Raw genomic sequence first — 17,849 nt, forward strand, 5'->3', positions numbered from 1 at the left:
CGAGCTGGTCGCCGCCGCCCCCTGAGGCGCCGGCGGCCCCATGCGACCCGCGGCTCGCCTCGGCGCCGCCCCGGTGGCCTACGGGAGCACCTCCAGCTCGCCCTGCATGTCGGTGGTGGCGCGCGGGCCTTCCTCGTCCACGTAGACGTTCATCTCGCAACGCACGCCGAAGTCGTCGAAGTAGACGCCCGGCTCGATCGTGAACCCCAGGCCCGGCCGCAGGAGGCGCTCGTCGCGGGTCTCGTAGGAGTCGAGGTGGGCGGCCGAGCCGTGCGCCGAGGACGAGCCGAGGCTGTGGCCGGTGCGGTGCTTGAACGCCTCGCCGTACCCCGCCGCCTCGAGCACCCCGCGCGCCGCGCGGTCGACCTCGGCGCCGGTGGGCCAGCGGCCCGCGGCGTAGGCGTCGGCGACGCACCTGAAGGCCGCGTCCCGCGCCTCCTTGACGGCCGCGAAGGCGTCGGCCACCCGCCGGCTCGGCGGTCCGGCGTGGCCCATCCACGTCACGTCGGCGTAAGGCGCGCCCTCTTCCGGCAGGCGGCACCACAGGTCGACGAGCACGACCTCGCCCTCGCGCAGCTCCGCGTCCCCTTCGCCCGGGGTCGGCGCGTGGTGGGGGTCTCCGGCGTGCGCGCCGAAGCTGACGTTGGGCGCGTGGTCGAACACGCAGCCGGCCTGGTCGAAGACGTCGACGATCACGCGCTGCACCTCGGTCTCGGTCACCGTGCGGCCGAGGGCGAGCGCCTCGCCCATGAAGCCGAACGCCGCGTCCTTCGCGCGCAGCACGACGTCGGCCGCGCGCAGGTGCTGCTCCAGGCGCTCCTCGTCCCAGAGCTGCAGCACCTGGGCGACGTCGCCGGAGCTGACGACCTCGACCCCCAGCGCGCGCACGCGCTCGACGGTGCCGGCGTCCACGGTGCCGACGTAGGGGTTGTCGCCGTGCGGCGAGTACTCCATGGCCACGCGCCCCATGCCGGCCAGGGCCCGCCCCAGCTCGGCGTCGAGGCTCTCGCCGCTGGCGTAGACGCGCGTCTCGACGCCGCGGGCGCCGGAAAGCGTGCCGGCCTCGATGGCGTGCGCCAGGAGCACCGGCGTGCCCTCCCGCGGCACCGACAGGAACACGCGCCGCGAGCCGAGCCGCTCCCCGAGCAGCGCCCGCAGGAGGGGGCGCGCCACGGGGTTGGAGCCGCGGAAGTCGTAGACCAGCCACCCGTCGATCCCGGAGCGCCGGAGCTCGCTCTGGACGGCCTGCAGCTCGTTCATGGCGCGATGTTACAGCCGCGGACGCGCGCGTCCGCGCGCCTCACGGGGCGTCGGGGAGCGCGGCGCCAGGCGTTATGCTCGACCGTCCGCCCGGGGCGGGCCGTGGAGGGAGATGTGCGATCCATCGACAGGCAAGCCGTGCAGGCGGAGCTCGACCGGCGCGCCGAGTCGGACGTCTACCTGCACCTCGAGACGACCACCGGCTCGTACACCATCATGGGTCCCGAGAAGCGTCCCCCGGTGATCGCCTTCGTCCGCAACGCGCGCGTCAACTACGCCCGCGGCGTCGTCAAGGGCGAGGGACCCTACCGCGTGGGCCTCAAGCTGCAGGGCGGCTGGGTCTACGCCGACGGGCTCACCCACTTCGAGGTCAACGACCGCGACGAGCTGCTGCTGGCCGGCTACGACCCAGAGGGCCAGCTCACGGTGGCGCTGCAGGTATCGCGCACGCCGTTCAGGGAGGCCTGAGGTGGAGAGGAGTCCCGAGGTGGAACGGGAGGCCGCGGTGGAGGGGCAGCCCGCGGTGGAACGGGAGCGCGAGGCGGAGCGGCGCGAGCCGGAGCGCTTCGACCCCGCCGCGGAGCGCGGGCTGCTCGTCGTGCTCCCCCACCCCGACGACGAGACGTTCTCGACGGGCGGCACGCTGGCCCGCTGCGCCGACGCGGGGGTGCCAGCCACCTACCTCTGCGCCACCTACGGCGACATGGGCAGGCGCATGGGCAACCCGCCCTTCGCCAGCCGCGAGTCGCTGCGCGACATCCGCACGGCCGAGATGAGGGCGGCCGCCGCTGTGCTCGGCATCGACGTGGAGTTCATGGGCCTGCGCGACAAGTGCGTCGAGTTCGAGGACCCGCAGGAGCTGGCCGGGCGCATCCGCGAGGTCATCGCCCGGTTGCGGCCCAGCACCGTCATCACCTTCTACCCGGGCTACGGCGTGCACCCCGACCACGACGCCATCGGCCACGCCACCGTGCTGGCCGTGCGCGGCCTGCCGCGCGAGGAGCGGCCGCGCCTGCTGGGCGTCGCAGTGGGCGGCAAGAACAACCCGCGCTGGAGCTCGGAGGGCGGGGCGCTGGGCGACCCGCACGTGGTGAGCGACATCCGCGCCGTCTACCGGCGGAAGATCGGGGCGCTCAGGGAGCACCGCAGCCAGACCGCCACGCTCTTCGCCCAGTGGGAGAAGCTGTGGGACCCCGAGACGCTCGAGCCGAAGCCCGGGGCGCCCGAGCCCGACGAGCAGACGCTGGCGTGGCGCAAGCGCCTCACCGAGGAGGAGGGCTTCTACGCGATCGACCCCGACGCCCGCACCCTGCTCGAGTAGCGGGTCGCCGGGGTCGGATGCGGTCCGCCGCGGCCGGCGCCGTCGGCGCGACCGGTCGGGGTCGGCCGGGCGCCGCGGCCTCCGGTGACGACGCCCGGGGCGGCCCCCGCCGGACCCCGGCCACGCTCAGGCGTGTCCGGGTCCGGCGTCCTGCGTGCCTTCCTGCCGCGGCGGCTGCGGGGCGTGCGGCGCCTGCTCGACGTCGACCGTCGGCGGCGTGGCGGCCTGTCCGACGGGCTCGCGCGGCCCCGAGCGCGTCACCTTCACGCTCACGCCGAGTAGGCCGTTGGGGCGGAAGAGCATCGCGGCGCCGGCGGCGATGAGCAGCAGGGGCAGCACCCAGCCGCCGCCGTCGACGAGCGAGAGGAACGCCAGGAGCGCGAGGCCCGCGGCGGGCCAGACCGCCCACGGCTGCGGCTCGACCTCGAGGCGCGTGAGGGCGAAGAACGTCAGCGCCATGCCGGCGAGGAACAGCCAGCCGGGGGCGCCGCCGAAGAGACCGTCGAAGGACTCGACGAGGCCGAGCGTGCCCAGCGCGCCGGCCGGGATCAGCGCCCACCAGCGGGTCTTGTCCGCGTGCCAGTACACGGCGAAGGCGAGGCCGAGGGAGGCGAGGAAGGCGCCCTGGCCGAGTCCGAACGGCGCGATCGCGGCGACGGCGAGGCCGGCGAGCGGGTAGGCCGCCAGGCGCCAGGCGTCGCTGCCGCGGCGACGGCCCTCCGTGTAGGCGAAGTACGCCAGGCCGCCGAAGAGCAGGGCGCCGAGCAGGTCGGCGATGAACCTGAAGACCCCCAACGTACCGAGCAGCGCGACCACGCCGATCGCTATGAGCACGACCGCCGCGGTGGAGTTCCTATCCCTGGTCACGTTCAATGTCGCACCCTCCTTCTGCGCCGAGCCTAGTCGGGCGCGGCCCCGAGTCGTAGAGGAGGAAGTCGGGCGGCGTCACTGCCGGAGGGCGGGCGGGCTCCTCCGCCGAAAGTCGGACGCCCCGCCCGACGCGCCGGCTGTAGCCTTGTCGGGGTGACCCTATGGACAAGGTCCGCGTCCTGCTCGTAGACGACCACACGGTGGTGAGGAGGGGCCTCAGGCTCGCCTTCGGTCTCGAGGCCGACCTGGAGGTCGTCGGCGAGGCCGGGAACGGGCGCGAGGCGCTCGAGCTCGTCGAGCGCCTGCGGCCGGACGTCGTCGTCATGGACCTGCTCATGCCCGTGATGGACGGCGTGGAGGCCACGCGCGAGCTGAGGAGCCGCTTCCCCGACGTCGAGGTCGTGGCGCTCACGTCCGTGCTGGAGGACCGCCTCGTCGTCGACGTGATCGAGGCCGGCGCGGCCGGCTACATGCTCAAGGAGTCGCGCCCCGACGAGCTCTTCGAGGCCGTGCGGGCGGCGGCGCGCGGCGAGGTGCGCCTCGACCCGCGGGCGCAGGCGCGCCTCGTGCGCGAGGTGCGCGGCCCCAAGCTGCGCGAGCCCCTGACCGACCGCGAGTCCGAGGTGCTGGCCCTGGTGGCCAAGGGGCTGACGAACAAGGCCATCGCGCAGCGCCTCGACGTGGCCGAGGCCACGGTGAAGTCGCACGTCTCCAGCCTCCTCGCCAAGCTCGGCCTGAAGAGCCGCACCCAAGCGGCGCTGTTCGCCCTGCGCGAGGGGCTGGTCGACCGTGACGGCTGAGCCGCGGACGCCGACGGCCCGCCGGGGCCTCGCCGGCGCCCCGGAGCGGAGGGCAGGGCAGCCGTGAACGAGCTCGACCTGGGAGCGGGTAGCCGGGCCGCGGAGGACCACCTCGACCCGGGCCCGGCCGTGCCGTGGCGCCACCGCCTCTCGACCCGCCTCACGCTCCTGCTGCTCGGCGTCGTCGCCGTCCTCACCGTGGCGATGGGCGTGCTGCTGTGGCGCGCCCTGGTGCAGGTCGCGGGGCTGGGCGCCGGCGGCGAGGTCGAGCAGGGTCTCGGCGCCCTCGACGCGCGGGCGGCGGCGGCCGTGCTGCGCAGCACGCTGGTGAACCTCGTGGCGGTCGTGGCCGTCACCCTGGTGGCGGCGACGGCGTTCTCGCGCTCGCTCCTCGCCGACCCGCTGGCCCGGCTGACCGCGGCGACCAGGGCGTTCGCGTCCGGCGACAGGGGCGCCAGGGCGGGGCTGGCGAGCGCATCGGAGATCGGCCTGTTGGCGCGGTCGTTCGACTCGATGGCCGACGCCCTCTCCGCCGCCCACGACAGGCTCGAGGCGCGCGTCGCCGCCCGCACCGCCGAGCTGCGGGCGCTCCTCGAGCTCTCGAACACCATCGCCATCACCACGGACCTGGGGCCGCAGCTGCAGGCGGTCCTCCAGCGGCTCGTCGAGACCGGCTCGGCCGTCGCCGGCGAGGTCCTCGAGCTCGAGCCCGGCGGCCGTCTGCGCGCCGTGGCCTCCCTCGGCGAGGTGCCGGAGAGCCGCCTGGCCGTCGCCGAGGGCGAGCCGGCGCGTCCCGCGGCCTCGCGCATCGCCCAGGCGGCGGTCGTGGACGGCGACGCCCTGGCCCTGCCCCTGCGCGCTCGCGACGAGGTCGTCGGGGTCCTGCACGCCTACGCCCCGCCCGGGCGCGGCTGGGACGAGGAGCACCTCGACCTCGCCGCCGGCCTGGCGGCGCAGGCGGCGGTGGCCATCGAGAACGCCCGCCTCTACGAGCGCGCCAGGGGCCAGGCCGCCGACGAGGAGCGGCGCAGCCTGGCGCGCGAGCTGCACGACTCGGTGAGCCAGGCGATCTACGCCGTCGTGCTGTCGGCCCACACGGCCAGGCGCAAGCTCGAGGCGGACGACGCCGCGGGCGCCGGCGCGGCCCTGGACTCGGCGATCGAGCTGGCCGAGGGGGCGCTGGCCGAGATGCGCGCCCTGATCTTCGAGCTGAGGCCCGAGGCGCTGGCCGAGATCGGCCTGGTGGGAGCGCTGCGCCGGCAGCTCGACGGCCTGGAGCTGCGCCACGGCGTGCGCACCGAGGCCGAGCTGGGCGAGGAGCCCGACCTGCCGTTCGCCGCCAAGCAGGAGCTGCTGCGCGTGGTGCAGGAGGCCCTCCACAACGTCGCGAAGCACGCGCGGGCGAGCCTGGTGACGGCCAGCCTCCGCACCGCGGACGGCCGCGTCGTGATCGTCGTGAGGGACGACGGCGTGGGCTTCGACCCCGCGACGGCGAAGCCGGGGCATCTCGGTCTCACCACGATGCACGAGCGCGTCGCCGCCCTCGGCGGGAGCCTGCTGGTCGAGAGCGCGCCGGGCCAGGGCACGAGCGTGCGCGTCGAGGCGCCGCTGGTGGGCGCGGAGGTCGGGTCGTGAACCGCAGCCAGGTCGTCGGGGCCGCGCTGCTCGTCGTCGGCCTCATGGCGTTCGCCCCCGACAGGTTCACGGGGCCCGCCATACTGTGGGGCCTGGCGCTGGCCTTCTACGCCGCCTACCACCGGCGGCGCAGCACCTGGCCGCTCATCGCGTTCGGCGTCCTGGCCAGCGTCGCCGCGACGGCGACGGTGGACTCGGTCTTCCCGCGCTGGGACGGGGGCGTGGTGTTCGTGCTCGGCATGACGGCGACGTTCACGGCCGTCTACCTGCTGCCGCGCGAGCGCGGCGGCGCGCGCTGGGCGCTGTGGCCGGCGCTGGCCTGGGCGTTCATCACCCTGGCCGTGAACGACCCCTGGGGCGGGCTGGCACGCTGGGTCGTGCCGCTGGCGATGATCGGCGCCGGCGTCGTGTTCCTGGGCTGGTCGAAGGGCGGCCGGTGACGGCGCCGGACCGCGGCGGGGGCCGCTGAGGGCGCTGGAGCGGGGCTGGGGCGCCGCGGCCCGCCGCTCAGGGCCTCGGCGCGGCTGACCCCACGAGCTCCTCCAACGTCGCCACGTCGTGCAGCAGCGCGGCGAAGGCCCCGCGCGCCGCCTCCGGCGCGCCCTCGGCGAGGCCTCTGGCCTCGGCCAGCAGCGCGGCGGCCGCCTCCCGTCCCTCGACCCCCAGCGTGGGCGGCACCGCCGCCAGCAGCGCCCTCACCAGGTGCCAGCGGGCCGCCAGCGGCTCCCCTCCCTGCGCGGTGCCGGCCTCGACCGGCAGCGGACGCAGGACCCCCAGCGCCTCGCGCGCCAGGCCGTGCGCCAGGGACACCTCCTCGCGCCGCGCCGCGAGGCCGGCCGCCGCGTACAGGCTCGCGCCCAGCCAGACGGCCTCGCTGTCGGAGCGGTCCGCCAGGGACCGGCGCAGCTCGACTGACTCGCAGGCGAGCGCCCAGGCTGCGGAGAGGTCGCCCGCTAGCGCCCGCAGCTCGGCCACGCGCGCGAGCGCGTGGGCCAGCGCCCTGGTGACGCCGGGCGCTCCCGGCGCCGCGTCGTGGTGGCGTCGGGCGATCGCCAGGCGCTCCTCGAGGCGGTCCAGCGCCGCGGCCTCGTCGCCGCGGGCGTGGGCCACGTGGGCCGCCACGTCGAGGGCGTCCCTCAGCCCAGCCTCGACGACCGCGTCGCCGCCGCGGCCGAGGCGGGCGCGCAGCTCGCCCAGCGCGACCTCGACGAGGGCCTCGGCCTCCTCCCACTCCCCCGCCGACGCCCTCAGGCGGGCCAGCTCGACGCGCGCCGCGGCCAGGCGCGGCGGACCTTCTGGCCCGGGGTCGAGGGCCGCGATGCGCTCGACGATCGCCAGGGCGCCCTCGCGCAGCTCGGACGCGTACCCCACGTGGCCGCGCGACGCGTGCCACGCCGCCACGGTCTCGTGCACCCTGGCGAAGGCCTCCAGCACGCTCACGTCGTCGGCGGAGACCCGCGCTGCGGACTCCTCGACGACCTGCAGCGCCGCCCTCAGGGCCTCCCCGGCCCTGCCCTCGTCTCCCGCGTCCTCGTGGAAGGCGGCGACGTCGAGCAGGGCGTGCAGGTAGAGGGAGACCGTCCACTCGGTGACGGCGGCGTCGTAGGCGTCGCCGGCCAGGCGGAGCAGCCGCGCCAGGAGGGGCCGCCTGGCGACCGTGTCGCCGGCCTGCGCCAACGCGCCCTGCGCGTCGCGCAGCCACGAGAGGTCGCCGTCCTGGTCGTCACCGAGCGTCTCCAGGACCGCGGCCAGGCGGCGCGCCAGCGCGGCCGCCCCGTGGACGTCTCCGGCGGCGGCGGCGTCCCTCACCAGCCAGTGCAGGGCGGCCGCCGCGAACCTCGCGTCCTCCGGCCGCCCCTCGAAGGCCGCCGCGGCCGCTGCCATCGTCCCCCTCACGCTCGCCGGGTCGTCCGGCACGTCCAGCCGCCCCAGCAGGCACTCCCTCAGCAGGTCCGCGAGGGCCTCCCGGGCCTCGTCCTCGTCGAACCATCCTCGCAGCGCGTCGAGCGCGACGGTCCTGTAGACCCGCTGGGCGAAGGCGGCGCGCGTCTCGGCCAGCCGGGCGGTCATGGCGTGTGGGTCCGCGGACGCGCGCAGCGCCCGCTTCGTGACCGCCGGCTCGTCGGCGGCCAGCTCCCTCGCGACCTCCGCCACGAGCCAGTCCTCGAACTCCTGCCCCTGTAGCGCGGCCAGGGCCAGCGCGCGCTGCACGGCCTCCGGCGCCTCCTCGAAGCGGCGCGCGACCAGCTCCTCGAGCCTCGACCCGCGGCTCAGCAGCTCATCCAGCCCCCTCTCGGTGAGCTGCCCGGAGGGGTCCCTGCCCACGAAGAGCCCGCGTCCGCGCTGCGTGAGCGCGTAGCGCAGCAGCTCGTCGAGGACGCGGGGGTTGCCGCCCGCCCGCTCCAGCAGGGCGCGCTCCTGGGGCGGCGTGAGCCCGGGAAGCGCCCGCCGCAGCAGCGGCGCGAGGTCCTCCACGGGACCGAGCCCGATCACGTCCACGAGGCCCCGCCCTCGCCCGGCCAGCGCGGCGAGCGCGGCGCCGGCCGGGGACGCCGGCGTGTCGTCCGGCTCCGCCTCGCCGCCGGCGACCCGCCACTCGCGCTCCCAGTGCGTGACGAGCAGCAGGAGGGGCCAGCGGCCCGAGACCATGGCCCGCGTGAGCTCCTCCACGAAGGCCGTGACGCCGGGGTCGGCGTGGGAGAACTGCAGGTCGTCGAGGAGCACGACGGCCGGCACGCCCGCGCCCGCGCCGAAGAGCGTGCCGAGGTCGCTCGTCACCCGCTCGGCCAGCGAGGCGCGCCCGGCGCCGGCGACGGCCCCCAAGTCCAGCGGCGCGGCGTCGCGCCGCCACTCGTCGTGCAGGCCCTTGACCTCCAGGCCGATCTCGCCGACCTTCTTCAGCAGGCCGAGGAACGGCACCAGGTCGCCCACCACGTCGGCCGCGACGGCGCCGCCCAGGCGGGCCGCCCTCACCAGCCGACGGCGCCGGCGCTGCGCGCGGTGGAAGGGCTCGAGGTGGGGCACGAGGTACGGCTCCACGTGCCCCGCCAAGGCGCCGGACACCGCCTGGTTGTGCCCCCCGGGATCGGTGAGCCGCACGCCCCACCACAGGAAGGGGAGGTCCGCGGCGCCGTCGCAGGCCTCGACGGCCGGGTTCACCCTGAGGTTGTCGCCCTCGGCGCCGAGGGTGGCCGGCCAGTAGCCGGGCCCGCCCTGCTCGGCCGCGACCAGGCGGGCGTAGAGCTCCTGCGCCAGGCGCGTCTTGCCCAGCCCGGGCTCGGCGAGCAGCACCGCTACCCGCGGGCCCTCGCCGGCCTTGACGCGCTCCCAGTGGTGGAGCAGCCGGCCGAGCTCGTCCTCGCGGCCGGTGAAGGCGCCCGGGACGGTCGCTCCGTCGTTCGGCACCAGCAGAGGTTACAGCGTGACGCCCGCTCTCATTCTCGGGCGCTAATGTTCGGGACGTGGGAGCAGCGCCGCTCGGAGGGGACCGACCCGTCACGCTACACACGCTCACCGACCGCGTCGTCGTCGGCCTCGGACCGGTGCAGGGCGACCGCGCCCTGTCGAACAGCACCGTCGTGGCCGGGGCGTCCGCGACCATGGTCGTCGACACGATGATCTCGGAGGAGCTCGTCGCCCCGGTGAGGTCCGCCGCGCTCGACCTGGGCGGGAGGCCCGTCGCCATCGTGCTGAACACCCACGGCGACAGGGACCACGTCGGCGGCAACGGCGCGTTCCCGGATGCCCGCGTCGTCGCCCACCGCAGCCTCGCCGAGGGCGGCGTCGCGCGCGTGGACGAGCCGTTCGACGCGGCCTGGGAGACCGACCTCGGGGAACTGCCGGTGGAGGTCACCTACGTGGGCCCGGCGCACTCGCAGGGCGACAGCATCGTCTGGCTGCCCACCGAGGGCGTGGCCGTCACCGGCGACGTCGTCTTCAACGGCCTCTTCCCCCTCGTGCGCGAGGACGTCGAGCGCTGGCTCTCGGCCCTCGACCGCCTGCAGCGGCTCGAGCCGAGGCACGTCGTGCCGGGGCACGGGCCCCTGGGCGACGCCCGCACGGTCGCCTGGCAGCGGTCCCTCATCGAGGACGTCTACGAGACGGTCAAGGGCCGGTACACGGCCGGCGTGCCCGTGGAGAAGGCGGCGGAGGAGGGGCCGCCCGAACGCCTGGCCGCGCTGCCACAGGCGCGGGCGCGCTGGCCCGGCGCGGTCAAGGGCATCTACCAAGTGCTCGACGGCTTCAGCGGCGCCGGCTGAGGACGGCGGACCGCAGCCCCCGAGCGCCGCCGCCGGCGGACCGCCCCGCGCTCACGAACGCCCGCTCGGCGGCGGGCGAGGCCGGCCACCACACCGACTTTCGGCTGATGCCGGCGCCCATGAGGCGCCCCTATGATGGACGCCCACGCTGGGGGCGAGGAGGAGGGTACCGACATGACGGACCGTACGGACGCTGCCAGGACCGAGACCGCGACGAGCCCGGCCCAGGCCACGGGCGGCCTCTCCCCCATGCGCTACCTCGACAAGGCCATGAACGCCCTGCGCGACCTCGGGCTCGTCCGCGACGGGGCGACGACCGAGGAGGCGCCCATCGTCGCGCTGCTGCAGCGGATCAGCGACCTCGACGAGGAGCGCATCGTGGCGATCACGCGCACGCTCTCGCAGGCCTCGCTGTTCAACGACGTCGTGCGCGAGCAGGTGGCGGCCATGGAGGTGGGCACCCGCTACGAGCAGATCGCCCAGTCCTTCGACTCGATCCGCGACGACGCCAAGGCGCTCGTCGACCAGATCGAGGACGGCAAGGTCTCCACGTTCGAGCGCCTGGCGAACATGTGGATGAAGTTCACCCGCGGCGACATCGCCACGCGCTTCGACAAGATCAAGAGGACGTACCTCGACGTCACCGCCGACACGCACGACCAGATCAGGCGCGAGCGCACGATCCTCGAGGCCTACCAGGACTTCCGCGGGGCGCTGAAGCAGTCCGAGGTGCTGGCCTTCGAGGTGTTGAAGAAGGCCGAGGCCGAGCTGGAGGCCGCCAGGCAGCTCGTGGAGCAGCGCAACCAGGAGGTCGAGTCGTACGCCGGCGAGGACCTGGCCGAGCGCGCGAGGCTCGAGCTGGCCCGCGACGAGGCCGTGCGGGCGCTGCAGGACTCCGACGCCCGCTACCAGATCGCCAAGGACCTCTCCGACAACCTGACGGTCAGCTACAACACCTCCGAGGTCGTCATGGCGCGCCTCATGCAGACGACCACGGCCAAGGAGCGCGTGCGCGCGCAGGCGGTCAGCTTCTTCAGCACGAACGAGACCGTCCTCACGGCCCTCTCGGCCTCGTTCACGGGGATGTTCGGCCTGCACGAGGCCACCCGCACACTGGACACGATGAAGGAGGGCGTGAGCCGCTCGCTCGAGACCCTTTCCGAGATCGGCGGCAAGATCCAGGAGGAGGCGCTCAAGGCCGGCTACGGTCCCACGATCCGCGCCGACGCCGTGAAGAAGCTCGTCGACTCGGTGGTCGAGTACCAGGAGCGCAGCAAGGACATCATCGCCGAGATGCGCGAGCTCTCGACGAAGAACGCCGCCGAGATCCGCGACGCCGTCGAGGACGGCAAGCGCAGGCTGGCGAAGCTGGCCAGGTCGGGCGACCGCCTGGCCGAGCAGGCGGCGCCACCCGAGCAGGCGGGCTGAAGGGGTAGATGACAGACCGTCGCGACGACGCCGACGCGGCCGGCGCGGGCGCGGCCGCCCAGGACACGGCCGGCGCCCCCGCGGCGCGCGGGGGAGCCGAGACCGCCGCGGAGCCGGCAGCCGCGGCGAGCGCGTCCGCCGCGGCGCCCGAGGGGTCAGAGACCGCCGCGGACACGACCGCTGCCGCCAAGGAGCCCGTGCAGCTCGACGAGGTCATGCTGGCCATGGACGTCGTCGACACGCTGCGCCACCGCGAGCACCTCATCGCCAGGGAGCTGGCCGAGGGCGCCCGCGAGGAGGACATGGTCGCCCGCCTGCGCCAGGTCTACGCGGCGCAGGGCATCGAGGTGCCCGACCACATCCTCCGCGAGGGCGTGGCGGCGCTCAGGGAGAACCGCTTCGTCTACACGCCCAAGGGCTCGCCCGGCGCGCGTCGCTGGGCGCTGCTGTGGGTCAGGCGCGGGCGCGTGGCCGCCGTGGCGCTCGGGCTCGTCGTGCTCGTCGCCGCCGCGGTCTACGCCTACGACGCCGCCGTCCGCGCGCCGCGGCGCGCCCTCGTGAGCGGCCTGACCGAGACGAGGGCGGCGATCGTCGCGCTCTCCGAGGTGCCCGCCGCCACGAGCGAGGCGAACGAGCTCTACCGGCAGGCCGAGATCGCCCTGAGCCGCGGCGACCAGGACCAGGCGAGGGAGGTGCTCGCGGCCATGGAGGACCTGCGCGCGCGGCTCGAGCAGGCCTACACGCTGCGCATCGTCAACGACCCGGTCACGGCGCTCGAGCGCATCCCCGACGTCAACGAGGAGGCCAGCAACTACTACGTCATCGTCGAGGCCGTGGGGCCCAACGGGCAGCGCGTGCGCGTGCCCATCGCGTCGGAGGAGACCGGCGAGGTGCGCGAGGTGAGCACCTGGGGCGTACGGGTCGACGAGGCGACGTTCGAGCGCGTCGCCCGGGACAAGCTCGACGACGGCATCGTGCAGGACTCGACGTTCGGGGTGAAGCGCCCCGGACGCCTCGAGCCGGACTACGAGTTCCCCACCCTCGGTGGGGCGATCACGGAGTGGGACTGACATGGCCAGCATGAGCGGCGCCCAGGCGCTTTCCGCCATCACCGACGCGATCAGGCAGGAGCAGGAGCGCACGCGCCGGCTCGACGCCGACCTGGCCAGGGCGAACGCTCAGCTCGTCGAGCTCGACGTCGAGCGCAAGCGCCTCCTCGGCCAGCTCGCCGAGGTACGCGTGAAGTACCTGCTCTCGCCCGAGGCGGCCAGCGAGCTGCAGCGGTCCGACGAGCAGGTCCTGAAGCTGCTCGAGGCGCGCGAGGCCTCGACCGCCGAGGTGCAGGGGCGCCTCGACGACCTCCAGGCCAGGCGGGCCGACCTCGAGGCCAGGCGCGAGGAGCTCAGGCAGCAGCTCGAGAAGGTCGCCGAGGCGATCGACGACGCCGAGGCCGAGGCCCAGGCGCGCCTGGCGCAGGACCCCGCCTACGTCGCGCAGAAGGAGGCCGCGCAGGCGGCCGAGCGCGTCGCCGTCCACGCCGACGAGAAGGCGACCCTCTCCGAGCAGGAGCAGGCCGGCAAGGGCAAGGCCTACCGCGCAGACCCGCTGTTCATGTACCTCTGGAACCGCGGCTACCTCACGCCGCGCTACCGCGCCGGCGGCGTGGTGCGCTGGCTCGACGGCAAGGTGGCGCGGCTCATCGGCTACGCCGAGGCGCAGGCGAACTACGCCAGGCTCGTCGAGCTGCCGGTGCGCCTGCGCGAGCACGCCGAGCGCATGGGCGCGCTGGCCGACGAGGAGTTCGCCAAGCTCAAGGCGCTCGACGAGCAGGCGCTCGCGGCCGCCGGCGTGCCCCGGCTCGAGGCCGAGCGCGCCGAGGTGGAGGGGGCCATCGCCGAGGTCGACGCCGCGATCGCCGAGGTCGCCGAGGCCATCACGAGCGCCCTGGCCGAGCTGGAGCGCTACGCCAAGGGCGAGGACGAGCAGTTCAAGAAGGCGGTCCAGTACCTCTCCTCCGAGCTCGGGCGCGACGACCTCAAGGCCCTGCGACGCGAGGCGCTGGCCACGCCGTTCCCCGAGGACGACGTGATCGTGGCGCGCCTGCTCGACGTCGAGGCGGCCAAGGAGCGCCACGCCAAGACCCTCGCCGAGCTCAAGGAGGTCGCCGAGGCCAACCGCAAGCGCCTCTCGGAGCTCGAGCAGGTGCGCCGCGAGTTCACCCGCCGGCAGTACGACGTGCCCGGCTCGACGTTCTCGAACGGCAGCGTCATCGGCACGGTCCTCACGCAGCTCCTCATGGGCGCGCTGACGAGCCAGGCGTTCTGGCGCATCCTCCAGCAGCAGCACACCTACAGCCAGCGCCGGGCCGACCCCACCTTCGGCTCCGGAGGCTTCGGGCGCGGGTCGGTGTGGGGGCCCCTGCGCCGCACCGGGCACGACGTCGGCAGGGAGGTCCTCGAGGACGTCCTCGGCGGCCTCGGCGACATCCTCGGCGGGGGCGGCAGGGGCTGGGGTCACGGCGGCTCGTGGCGCGGGCCCTTCGGCGGCACCGGCAGGGCCCGCTCGTCGGGCGGGGGCGGCCGCGCCGTCGGCGGGGGCGGCTTCAGGACCGGCGGGCGCGTCGGCGGCGGGGGCTTCAGGACGGGCAGGAAGGTCTAGGCCAGATCACCGGGCCGGCCGCCCGGACCGACGCCTCAGGACGGGCAGGAAGGTCTAGGCCCGCTCGGCGCCCTCGCGCAGGGACGCGATCAGGGGCCGCAGCCGCGCGCTCTTCAGCTTCAGGGCGGCGCGGTTCACGACGAAGCGCGCCGAGGAGAGCGCGATGACGTCGACCTCCTCGAGGTCGTTGGCCGCCAGCGTGGCGCCGGTCTCGACGACGTCCACGACCGCGTCGGCGAGGCCGGAGAGGCAGGCGAGCTCGACGTTGCCGGAGAGGGCCACGACCTCGGCGGGGCTGCCCAACCGCCTCAGGTACTCGGCCGTCATGCGCGGGTACTTGCTGGCGACGCGCCGCACGGGACCCGTCGCGCCGCGCGGGCGGATCAGCGAGATGCGGCAGCGGCCGAAGCCGAGGTCCACAGGGGCGTAGAGGCGGCTGCCCGACTCGAGGAGGACGTCGTAGCCCACGACGCCGGCGTCGGCGACCCCCAGGTCGACGTAGGTGGGCACGTCGGCGTTGCGCATGACGAGCGCGCTCACGCCGTCGCCCTCGTAGCGCAGCGCCCGCGCGTCGGCGGGCACCTCGACGGACAGGCCGACCCGCCTCAGCGCCGCCAGTGCCTGGCCGAGGACCCGGCCCTTGGGCAGGGCGACGACGAGCCAGGGACGCTCCCTCGCGCCGGCGTCCGTCACGCGCCCTCCTCCGCCAGCAGCGAGCGCAGGCGCTGGGCCACGCTCGGGTCGAGCCCGTCGCGCAGGGCGACGAGGCGCTCGGCGGCGCTGCCGCCGGTCTCGCGCGGCACGAGGAGGAAGTCGGCGCCCACCGTCACGGCCTCGGCGCGCGCGTCCTGGGGGTCGGCGGTCACGCACCGCACGACGCGCACGCCGTTCGCGCGCAGGACGCGCGCGGCCGGGTCGTCGAGCGACGCCACCAGCGGGTCCTCGGCGCGGCGCGCCGCGGCGCCGACCCTCCCCCCGCCGTCCCCGCGCTGCTCCCTGGCGGCCTCGACCGCCGCCAGCACGCGCCCCAGGCCGAGCGCGAAGCCGGCGGCGCGCGGCAGCAGCGAGCCGTCGTAGCGCCCGCCCCCCAGGAGCGGCTGGCCGAAGTCGAACGTGTAGGCCCGGAACGTGACGCCGGTGTAGTAGGAGAGGCGGCGCGCCATCCCCAGGTCGATCATCAGCTCGCCCTTGTCCTCGAACTCAGCGAGCACGCCCGCCAGGCGCTCCAGCGCGCTCGCGGCCGCGGCGGTGGGCACGCGCGCCATGGCCTCGTCGATCACCTCCGGCCCGCCGTAGAGGTCGGGCACCGCGACGATCGCGTCGGCCGCGGCGCCGCGCAGCCCGTGAGCGTCCACGAGGGCCCTCACCTCGCTCTGGTCCTTGCGGTCGATGGCGTCGGCGAGGCCGCCCCGCGCTCCGTCCGCCACGCCGGCGGCGTCGAAGAGCGCCGTCACGTAGGCCGGGTTGCCGACCTCGACCCGCGGGGTCAGGCCCAGCGCCCGCACCGACTCGCGCGCCAGGTGTATCAGCTCGGCGTCGGCGCGCGCCGAGCTCACGCCTATCAGCTCGATGCCCACCTGCGTGAACTCGCGCCCGCGCGCCAGCTCCGGGTCGATCGCGTGCCACACGAGGCCGTCGTAGGAGAGGCGCAGCGGGCGCTCCTCGCCCGCCGCCACCGCGGGGTAGGCGGTCCTGACCAGGCGCGCCAGGGCGGGCGTGAAGTCGCTGCGCAGCGCCAGCACGCTGCCGCCCACGTCGACGAGCTTGAACGACTTCGAGGCGCGCGGGTGGTCGGCCTCGAGCCGCTCGAGCGCGGGCACCTCGACGCGCAGGTAGCCCCACTCGCGGTAGAGGTCGCGCAGCGTCGCGACGGCGGCCGCGCGCGCCGCCGCCTCCTCGGGGGCGAGGAAGCGGATGCCCTCGGGCAGGGGCGCGCGGTTCACGGGGCGGCCGGTCGGCGGGGGGCGCTGGCCAGGAGCGACAGGGCGCAGACGGCCAGCTCGAAGGCGAGGAACAGCAGGTTCAGGGGCGACAGGACGCCGTCGATGACGATCGAGAGCAGCCGACCGGCGGCGACGCTGCCCACGAGCAGGGCCGCGGCACGGAGGTAGGGCCGCACGCCGGCGCCGCCGTCCGCGCGCGGGGTCGCGGCCCACAGCAGCATGCCGCCGAGGGCGAGGTAGAGGCCGCCGAACGTGGCCCGGGCCTGGCTGAGGCCGCGCGGCTCGACGACCTCGAGGCCGTAGAGGCTCACGGCGAGGAGCGGGTTGAGGAGGCCAAGCAGGCCGCTCAGGATCGCCACGCCGGCGGCGACGTAGGCGAGCTGGCTGCGCGTCGGGCGCCGACGAGGGGCGGGCGCCGGCTCGGCGGTCGGCGTCTCGCTGGCGCCCCTGGGTGGCCTCATGGAGAGACGATGGTACCACCGGAGCGCGTCCGGTCGAGGACGAGGTTGTCGCGGTGCACGGCCTCGTCGTAGTGGTGGGGGCCGAGCAGGTCGGGGATCTCGCGCGTGTGCCTGCCCGCGATGCGCGAGAGGTCGGCCGCGGCGTAGTTCGTCAGCCCCACCGCCACGCGCTCGCCCTCGCACTCGATGGCCACGGCGTCGCCGAAGGCGAACTCGCCGCGCACGCCCACGACGCCGCGCGGCAGCAGGCTGCGGCCGGACCTGAGGGCGTCGCGGGCGCCGGCGTCGACGAGCACGGCGCCGGCGATGGGCTGGTTGAGGATCCACGCCTTGCGGGCGGGCACGCCCGCGCCGGCCAGGAAGCGCGTGCCGACGTCCTCGCCGCGGGCCAGGGCCTCGAGGCCGGCCCCGCCGCCGCCGAGCACGACGGTCTCGATGCCGGCGTCGGCCGCGATGCGCGCCGCCTGCAGCTTCGTCGTCATGCCGCCGGTGCCCCTCTCGCTGCCCGCGCCGCCCGCCAGTGGCGCCACGCTGGCCACGTCCTCCACGACGCTCAGCCGCCGGGCCCCCGCCACGCGCCGCGGGTCGGCGTCGTGGAGGCCGGGGACGTCGGTGAGGATCACGAGGAGGTCGGCGTCGACCAAGTAGGCGACCCACGCCGAGAGCGTGTCGTTGTCGCCGACCTTCAGCTCCGCGGTGGCGACGCTGTCGTTCTCGTTGACGATCGGCACGGCGCCCAGCGCCAGCGTCGCCTCGAGCGCGTTCTTCGCGTTCACGTAGCGCCGGCGCGTCCGCACGTCGTGCGCCGAGAGGAGGAGCTGCGCCACGGGCGTGGGGTCCCAGGCGGCCGCCCAGTCGAGCATCAGCCGCGCCTGGCCCACGGCGGCCGCGGCCTGCTTCTGCGGCAGCGTCAGCGGCAGCCTGAGGCCCAGCCGCTCGCGGCCCGCGGCGCCGGCGCCCGAGGAGACCAGCACCAGCTCGGCGGGTCGTCGCCCGGCGCCCGCCGCGGCGGCCAGGGCGCGGGCGCCCCGCGCGACGTCGGCGAGCCTGGCCGGGTCGAGGCGGCCCGCCTCGTCGGTGAGCGTGGAGGTGCCGACCTTGACGACGAGACGCCGCATGGTGCGCCCGAGGACCGGCATGCGGACGATGTTACGCCCGCCCGACGGACCGCGCGCCCGTGCTAGACTCCCGCGCCAAGGCCGGGGTCCCGGCCC

16 protein-coding genes are annotated in these 17,849 nt (G+C 75.7%); 9 read left to right on the top strand and 7 right to left on the bottom strand.

Features of this window, described 5'->3' with window-relative positions; all coding sequences use genetic code 11:
• Nucleotides 1-78: 78 nt before the first annotated feature.
• Nucleotides 79-1,260, bottom strand: coding sequence for a Xaa-Pro peptidase family protein (locus tag VF202_15235; protein HEX7041468.1), 1,182 nt, complete (start codon nt 1,258-1,260; stop codon nt 79-81).
• Nucleotides 1,261-1,374: 114 nt separating this feature from the next.
• Between VF202_15235 and VF202_15240 the strand changes: the two genes are divergently transcribed.
• Nucleotides 1,375-1,728 (top strand): YojF family protein, encoded by a 354-nt coding sequence (locus tag VF202_15240; protein ID HEX7041469.1) that lies wholly within the window; start codon nt 1,375-1,377, stop codon nt 1,726-1,728.
• Between the two features lies 1 nt (nt 1,729).
• A complete protein-coding gene (gene bshB2, locus VF202_15245) occupies nt 1,730-2,581 on the top strand; it encodes a bacillithiol biosynthesis deacetylase BshB2 (GenBank protein ID HEX7041470.1) in 852 nt (283 codons plus the stop codon).
• 126 nt (nt 2,582-2,707) lie between these two features.
• Here the strand turns inward: bshB2 and VF202_15250 are convergent, their stop codons facing one another.
• Nucleotides 2,708-3,454 (bottom strand): hypothetical protein, encoded by a 747-nt coding sequence (locus tag VF202_15250; GenBank protein ID HEX7041471.1) that lies wholly within the window; start codon nt 3,452-3,454, stop codon nt 2,708-2,710.
• 158 nt (nt 3,455-3,612) lie between these two features.
• Between VF202_15250 and VF202_15255 the strand changes: the two genes are divergently transcribed.
• The 3 genes from VF202_15255 to VF202_15265 all read left to right on the top strand — a co-directional run bounded on the left by VF202_15255 (nt 3,613) and on the right by VF202_15265 (nt 6,326).
• Nucleotides 3,613-4,251, top strand: a complete 639-nt coding sequence (locus VF202_15255) for a response regulator transcription factor (protein HEX7041472.1) — start codon at nt 3,613-3,615, stop codon at nt 4,249-4,251.
• 63 nt (nt 4,252-4,314) lie between these two features.
• Complete coding sequence (locus VF202_15260) at nt 4,315-5,886, top strand: histidine kinase (GenBank protein HEX7041473.1); 1,572 nt, start codon at nt 4,315-4,317, stop codon at nt 5,884-5,886.
• On the top strand, nt 5,883-6,326 hold the full coding sequence (locus tag VF202_15265; GenBank protein ID HEX7041474.1) for a hypothetical protein: 444 nt from the start codon (nt 5,883-5,885) through the stop codon (nt 6,324-6,326). Before VF202_15260 ends, VF202_15265 begins: the two co-directional genes overlap by 4 nt.
• Nucleotides 6,327-6,393: 67 nt before the next feature.
• Here VF202_15265 and VF202_15270 read toward each other — a convergent pair whose 3' ends face one another.
• The gene (locus VF202_15270; GenBank protein ID HEX7041475.1) at nt 6,394-9,291 is read right to left on the bottom strand and encodes an AAA family ATPase; all 2,898 of its coding nucleotides are present in this window, start codon (nt 9,289-9,291) and stop codon (nt 6,394-6,396) included.
• 56 nt (nt 9,292-9,347) lie between these two features.
• Between VF202_15270 and VF202_15275 the strand changes: the two genes are divergently transcribed.
• The 4 genes from VF202_15275 to VF202_15290 all read left to right on the top strand — a co-directional run bounded on the left by VF202_15275 (nt 9,348) and on the right by VF202_15290 (nt 14,231).
• Nucleotides 9,348-10,145, top strand: coding sequence for an MBL fold metallo-hydrolase (locus tag VF202_15275; GenBank protein HEX7041476.1), 798 nt, complete (start codon nt 9,348-9,350; stop codon nt 10,143-10,145).
• A gap of 174 nt (nt 10,146-10,319) precedes the next feature.
• Nucleotides 10,320-11,573: a hypothetical protein gene (locus VF202_15280; protein ID HEX7041477.1), complete on the top strand. Its 1,254-nt coding sequence runs from the start codon at nt 10,320-10,322 to the stop codon at nt 11,571-11,573.
• An 8-nt stretch (nt 11,574-11,581) separates the two neighbouring features.
• On the top strand, nt 11,582-12,643 hold the full coding sequence (locus VF202_15285; GenBank protein ID HEX7041478.1) for a DUF6384 family protein: 1,062 nt from the start codon (nt 11,582-11,584) through the stop codon (nt 12,641-12,643).
• Between the two features lie 10 nt (nt 12,644-12,653).
• The gene (locus VF202_15290; GenBank protein HEX7041479.1) at nt 12,654-14,231 is read left to right on the top strand and encodes a hypothetical protein; all 1,578 of its coding nucleotides are present in this window, start codon (nt 12,654-12,656) and stop codon (nt 14,229-14,231) included.
• Between the two features lie 54 nt (nt 14,232-14,285).
• Here the strand turns inward: VF202_15290 and hisG are convergent, their stop codons facing one another.
• From hisG to proB, 4 genes are read right to left on the bottom strand one after another with little or no spacing between them, the layout of a single operon-like run.
• Nucleotides 14,286-14,924 carry an ATP phosphoribosyltransferase gene (gene hisG / locus VF202_15295; GenBank protein HEX7041480.1) on the bottom strand — a complete coding sequence of 213 codons (639 nt, stop codon included), beginning with the start codon at nt 14,922-14,924 and terminating at the stop codon, nt 14,286-14,288.
• Nucleotides 14,921-16,174, bottom strand: coding sequence for an ATP phosphoribosyltransferase regulatory subunit (locus VF202_15300; GenBank protein ID HEX7041481.1), 1,254 nt, complete (start codon nt 16,172-16,174; stop codon nt 14,921-14,923). The genes hisG and VF202_15300 overlap by 4 nt, the downstream gene beginning before the upstream one ends.
• Nucleotides 16,171-16,635, bottom strand: a complete 465-nt coding sequence (locus tag VF202_15305; protein ID HEX7041482.1) for a DUF4345 domain-containing protein — start codon at nt 16,633-16,635, stop codon at nt 16,171-16,173. The genes VF202_15300 and VF202_15305 overlap by 4 nt, the downstream gene beginning before the upstream one ends.
• On the bottom strand, nt 16,632-17,774 hold the full coding sequence (gene proB, locus VF202_15310; protein HEX7041483.1) for a glutamate 5-kinase: 1,143 nt from the start codon (nt 17,772-17,774) through the stop codon (nt 16,632-16,634). Before proB ends, VF202_15305 begins: the two co-directional genes overlap by 4 nt.
• Nucleotides 17,775-17,849: the final 75 nt, after the last annotated feature.

This window comes from Trueperaceae bacterium (assembly GCA_036381035.1).
Taxonomy (GTDB): domain Bacteria; phylum Deinococcota; class Deinococci; order Deinococcales; family Trueperaceae; genus DASRWD01.

Bases quoted from the DNA above. Each gene is read 5' to 3' on its own strand.
- VF202_15235 (HEX7041468.1), bottom strand. From the start codon at position 1,260: ATGAACGAGCTGCAGGCCGTCCAGAGCGAGCTCCGGCGCTCCGGGATC.
- VF202_15255 (HEX7041472.1), top strand. From the start codon at position 3,613: ATGGACAAGGTCCGCGTCCTGCTCGTAGACGACCACACGGTGGTGAGG.
- VF202_15280 (HEX7041477.1), top strand. From the start codon at position 10,320: ATGACGGACCGTACGGACGCTGCCAGGACCGAGACCGCGACGAGCCCG.
- VF202_15285 (HEX7041478.1), top strand. From the start codon at position 11,582: ATGACAGACCGTCGCGACGACGCCGACGCGGCCGGCGCGGGCGCGGCC.
- VF202_15290 (HEX7041479.1), top strand. From the start codon at position 12,654: ATGAGCGGCGCCCAGGCGCTTTCCGCCATCACCGACGCGATCAGGCAG.
- VF202_15305 (HEX7041482.1), bottom strand. From the start codon at position 16,635: ATGAGGCCACCCAGGGGCGCCAGCGAGACGCCGACCGCCGAGCCGGCG.
- proB (HEX7041483.1), bottom strand. From the start codon at position 17,774: ATGCCGGTCCTCGGGCGCACCATGCGGCGTCTCGTCGTCAAGGTCGGC.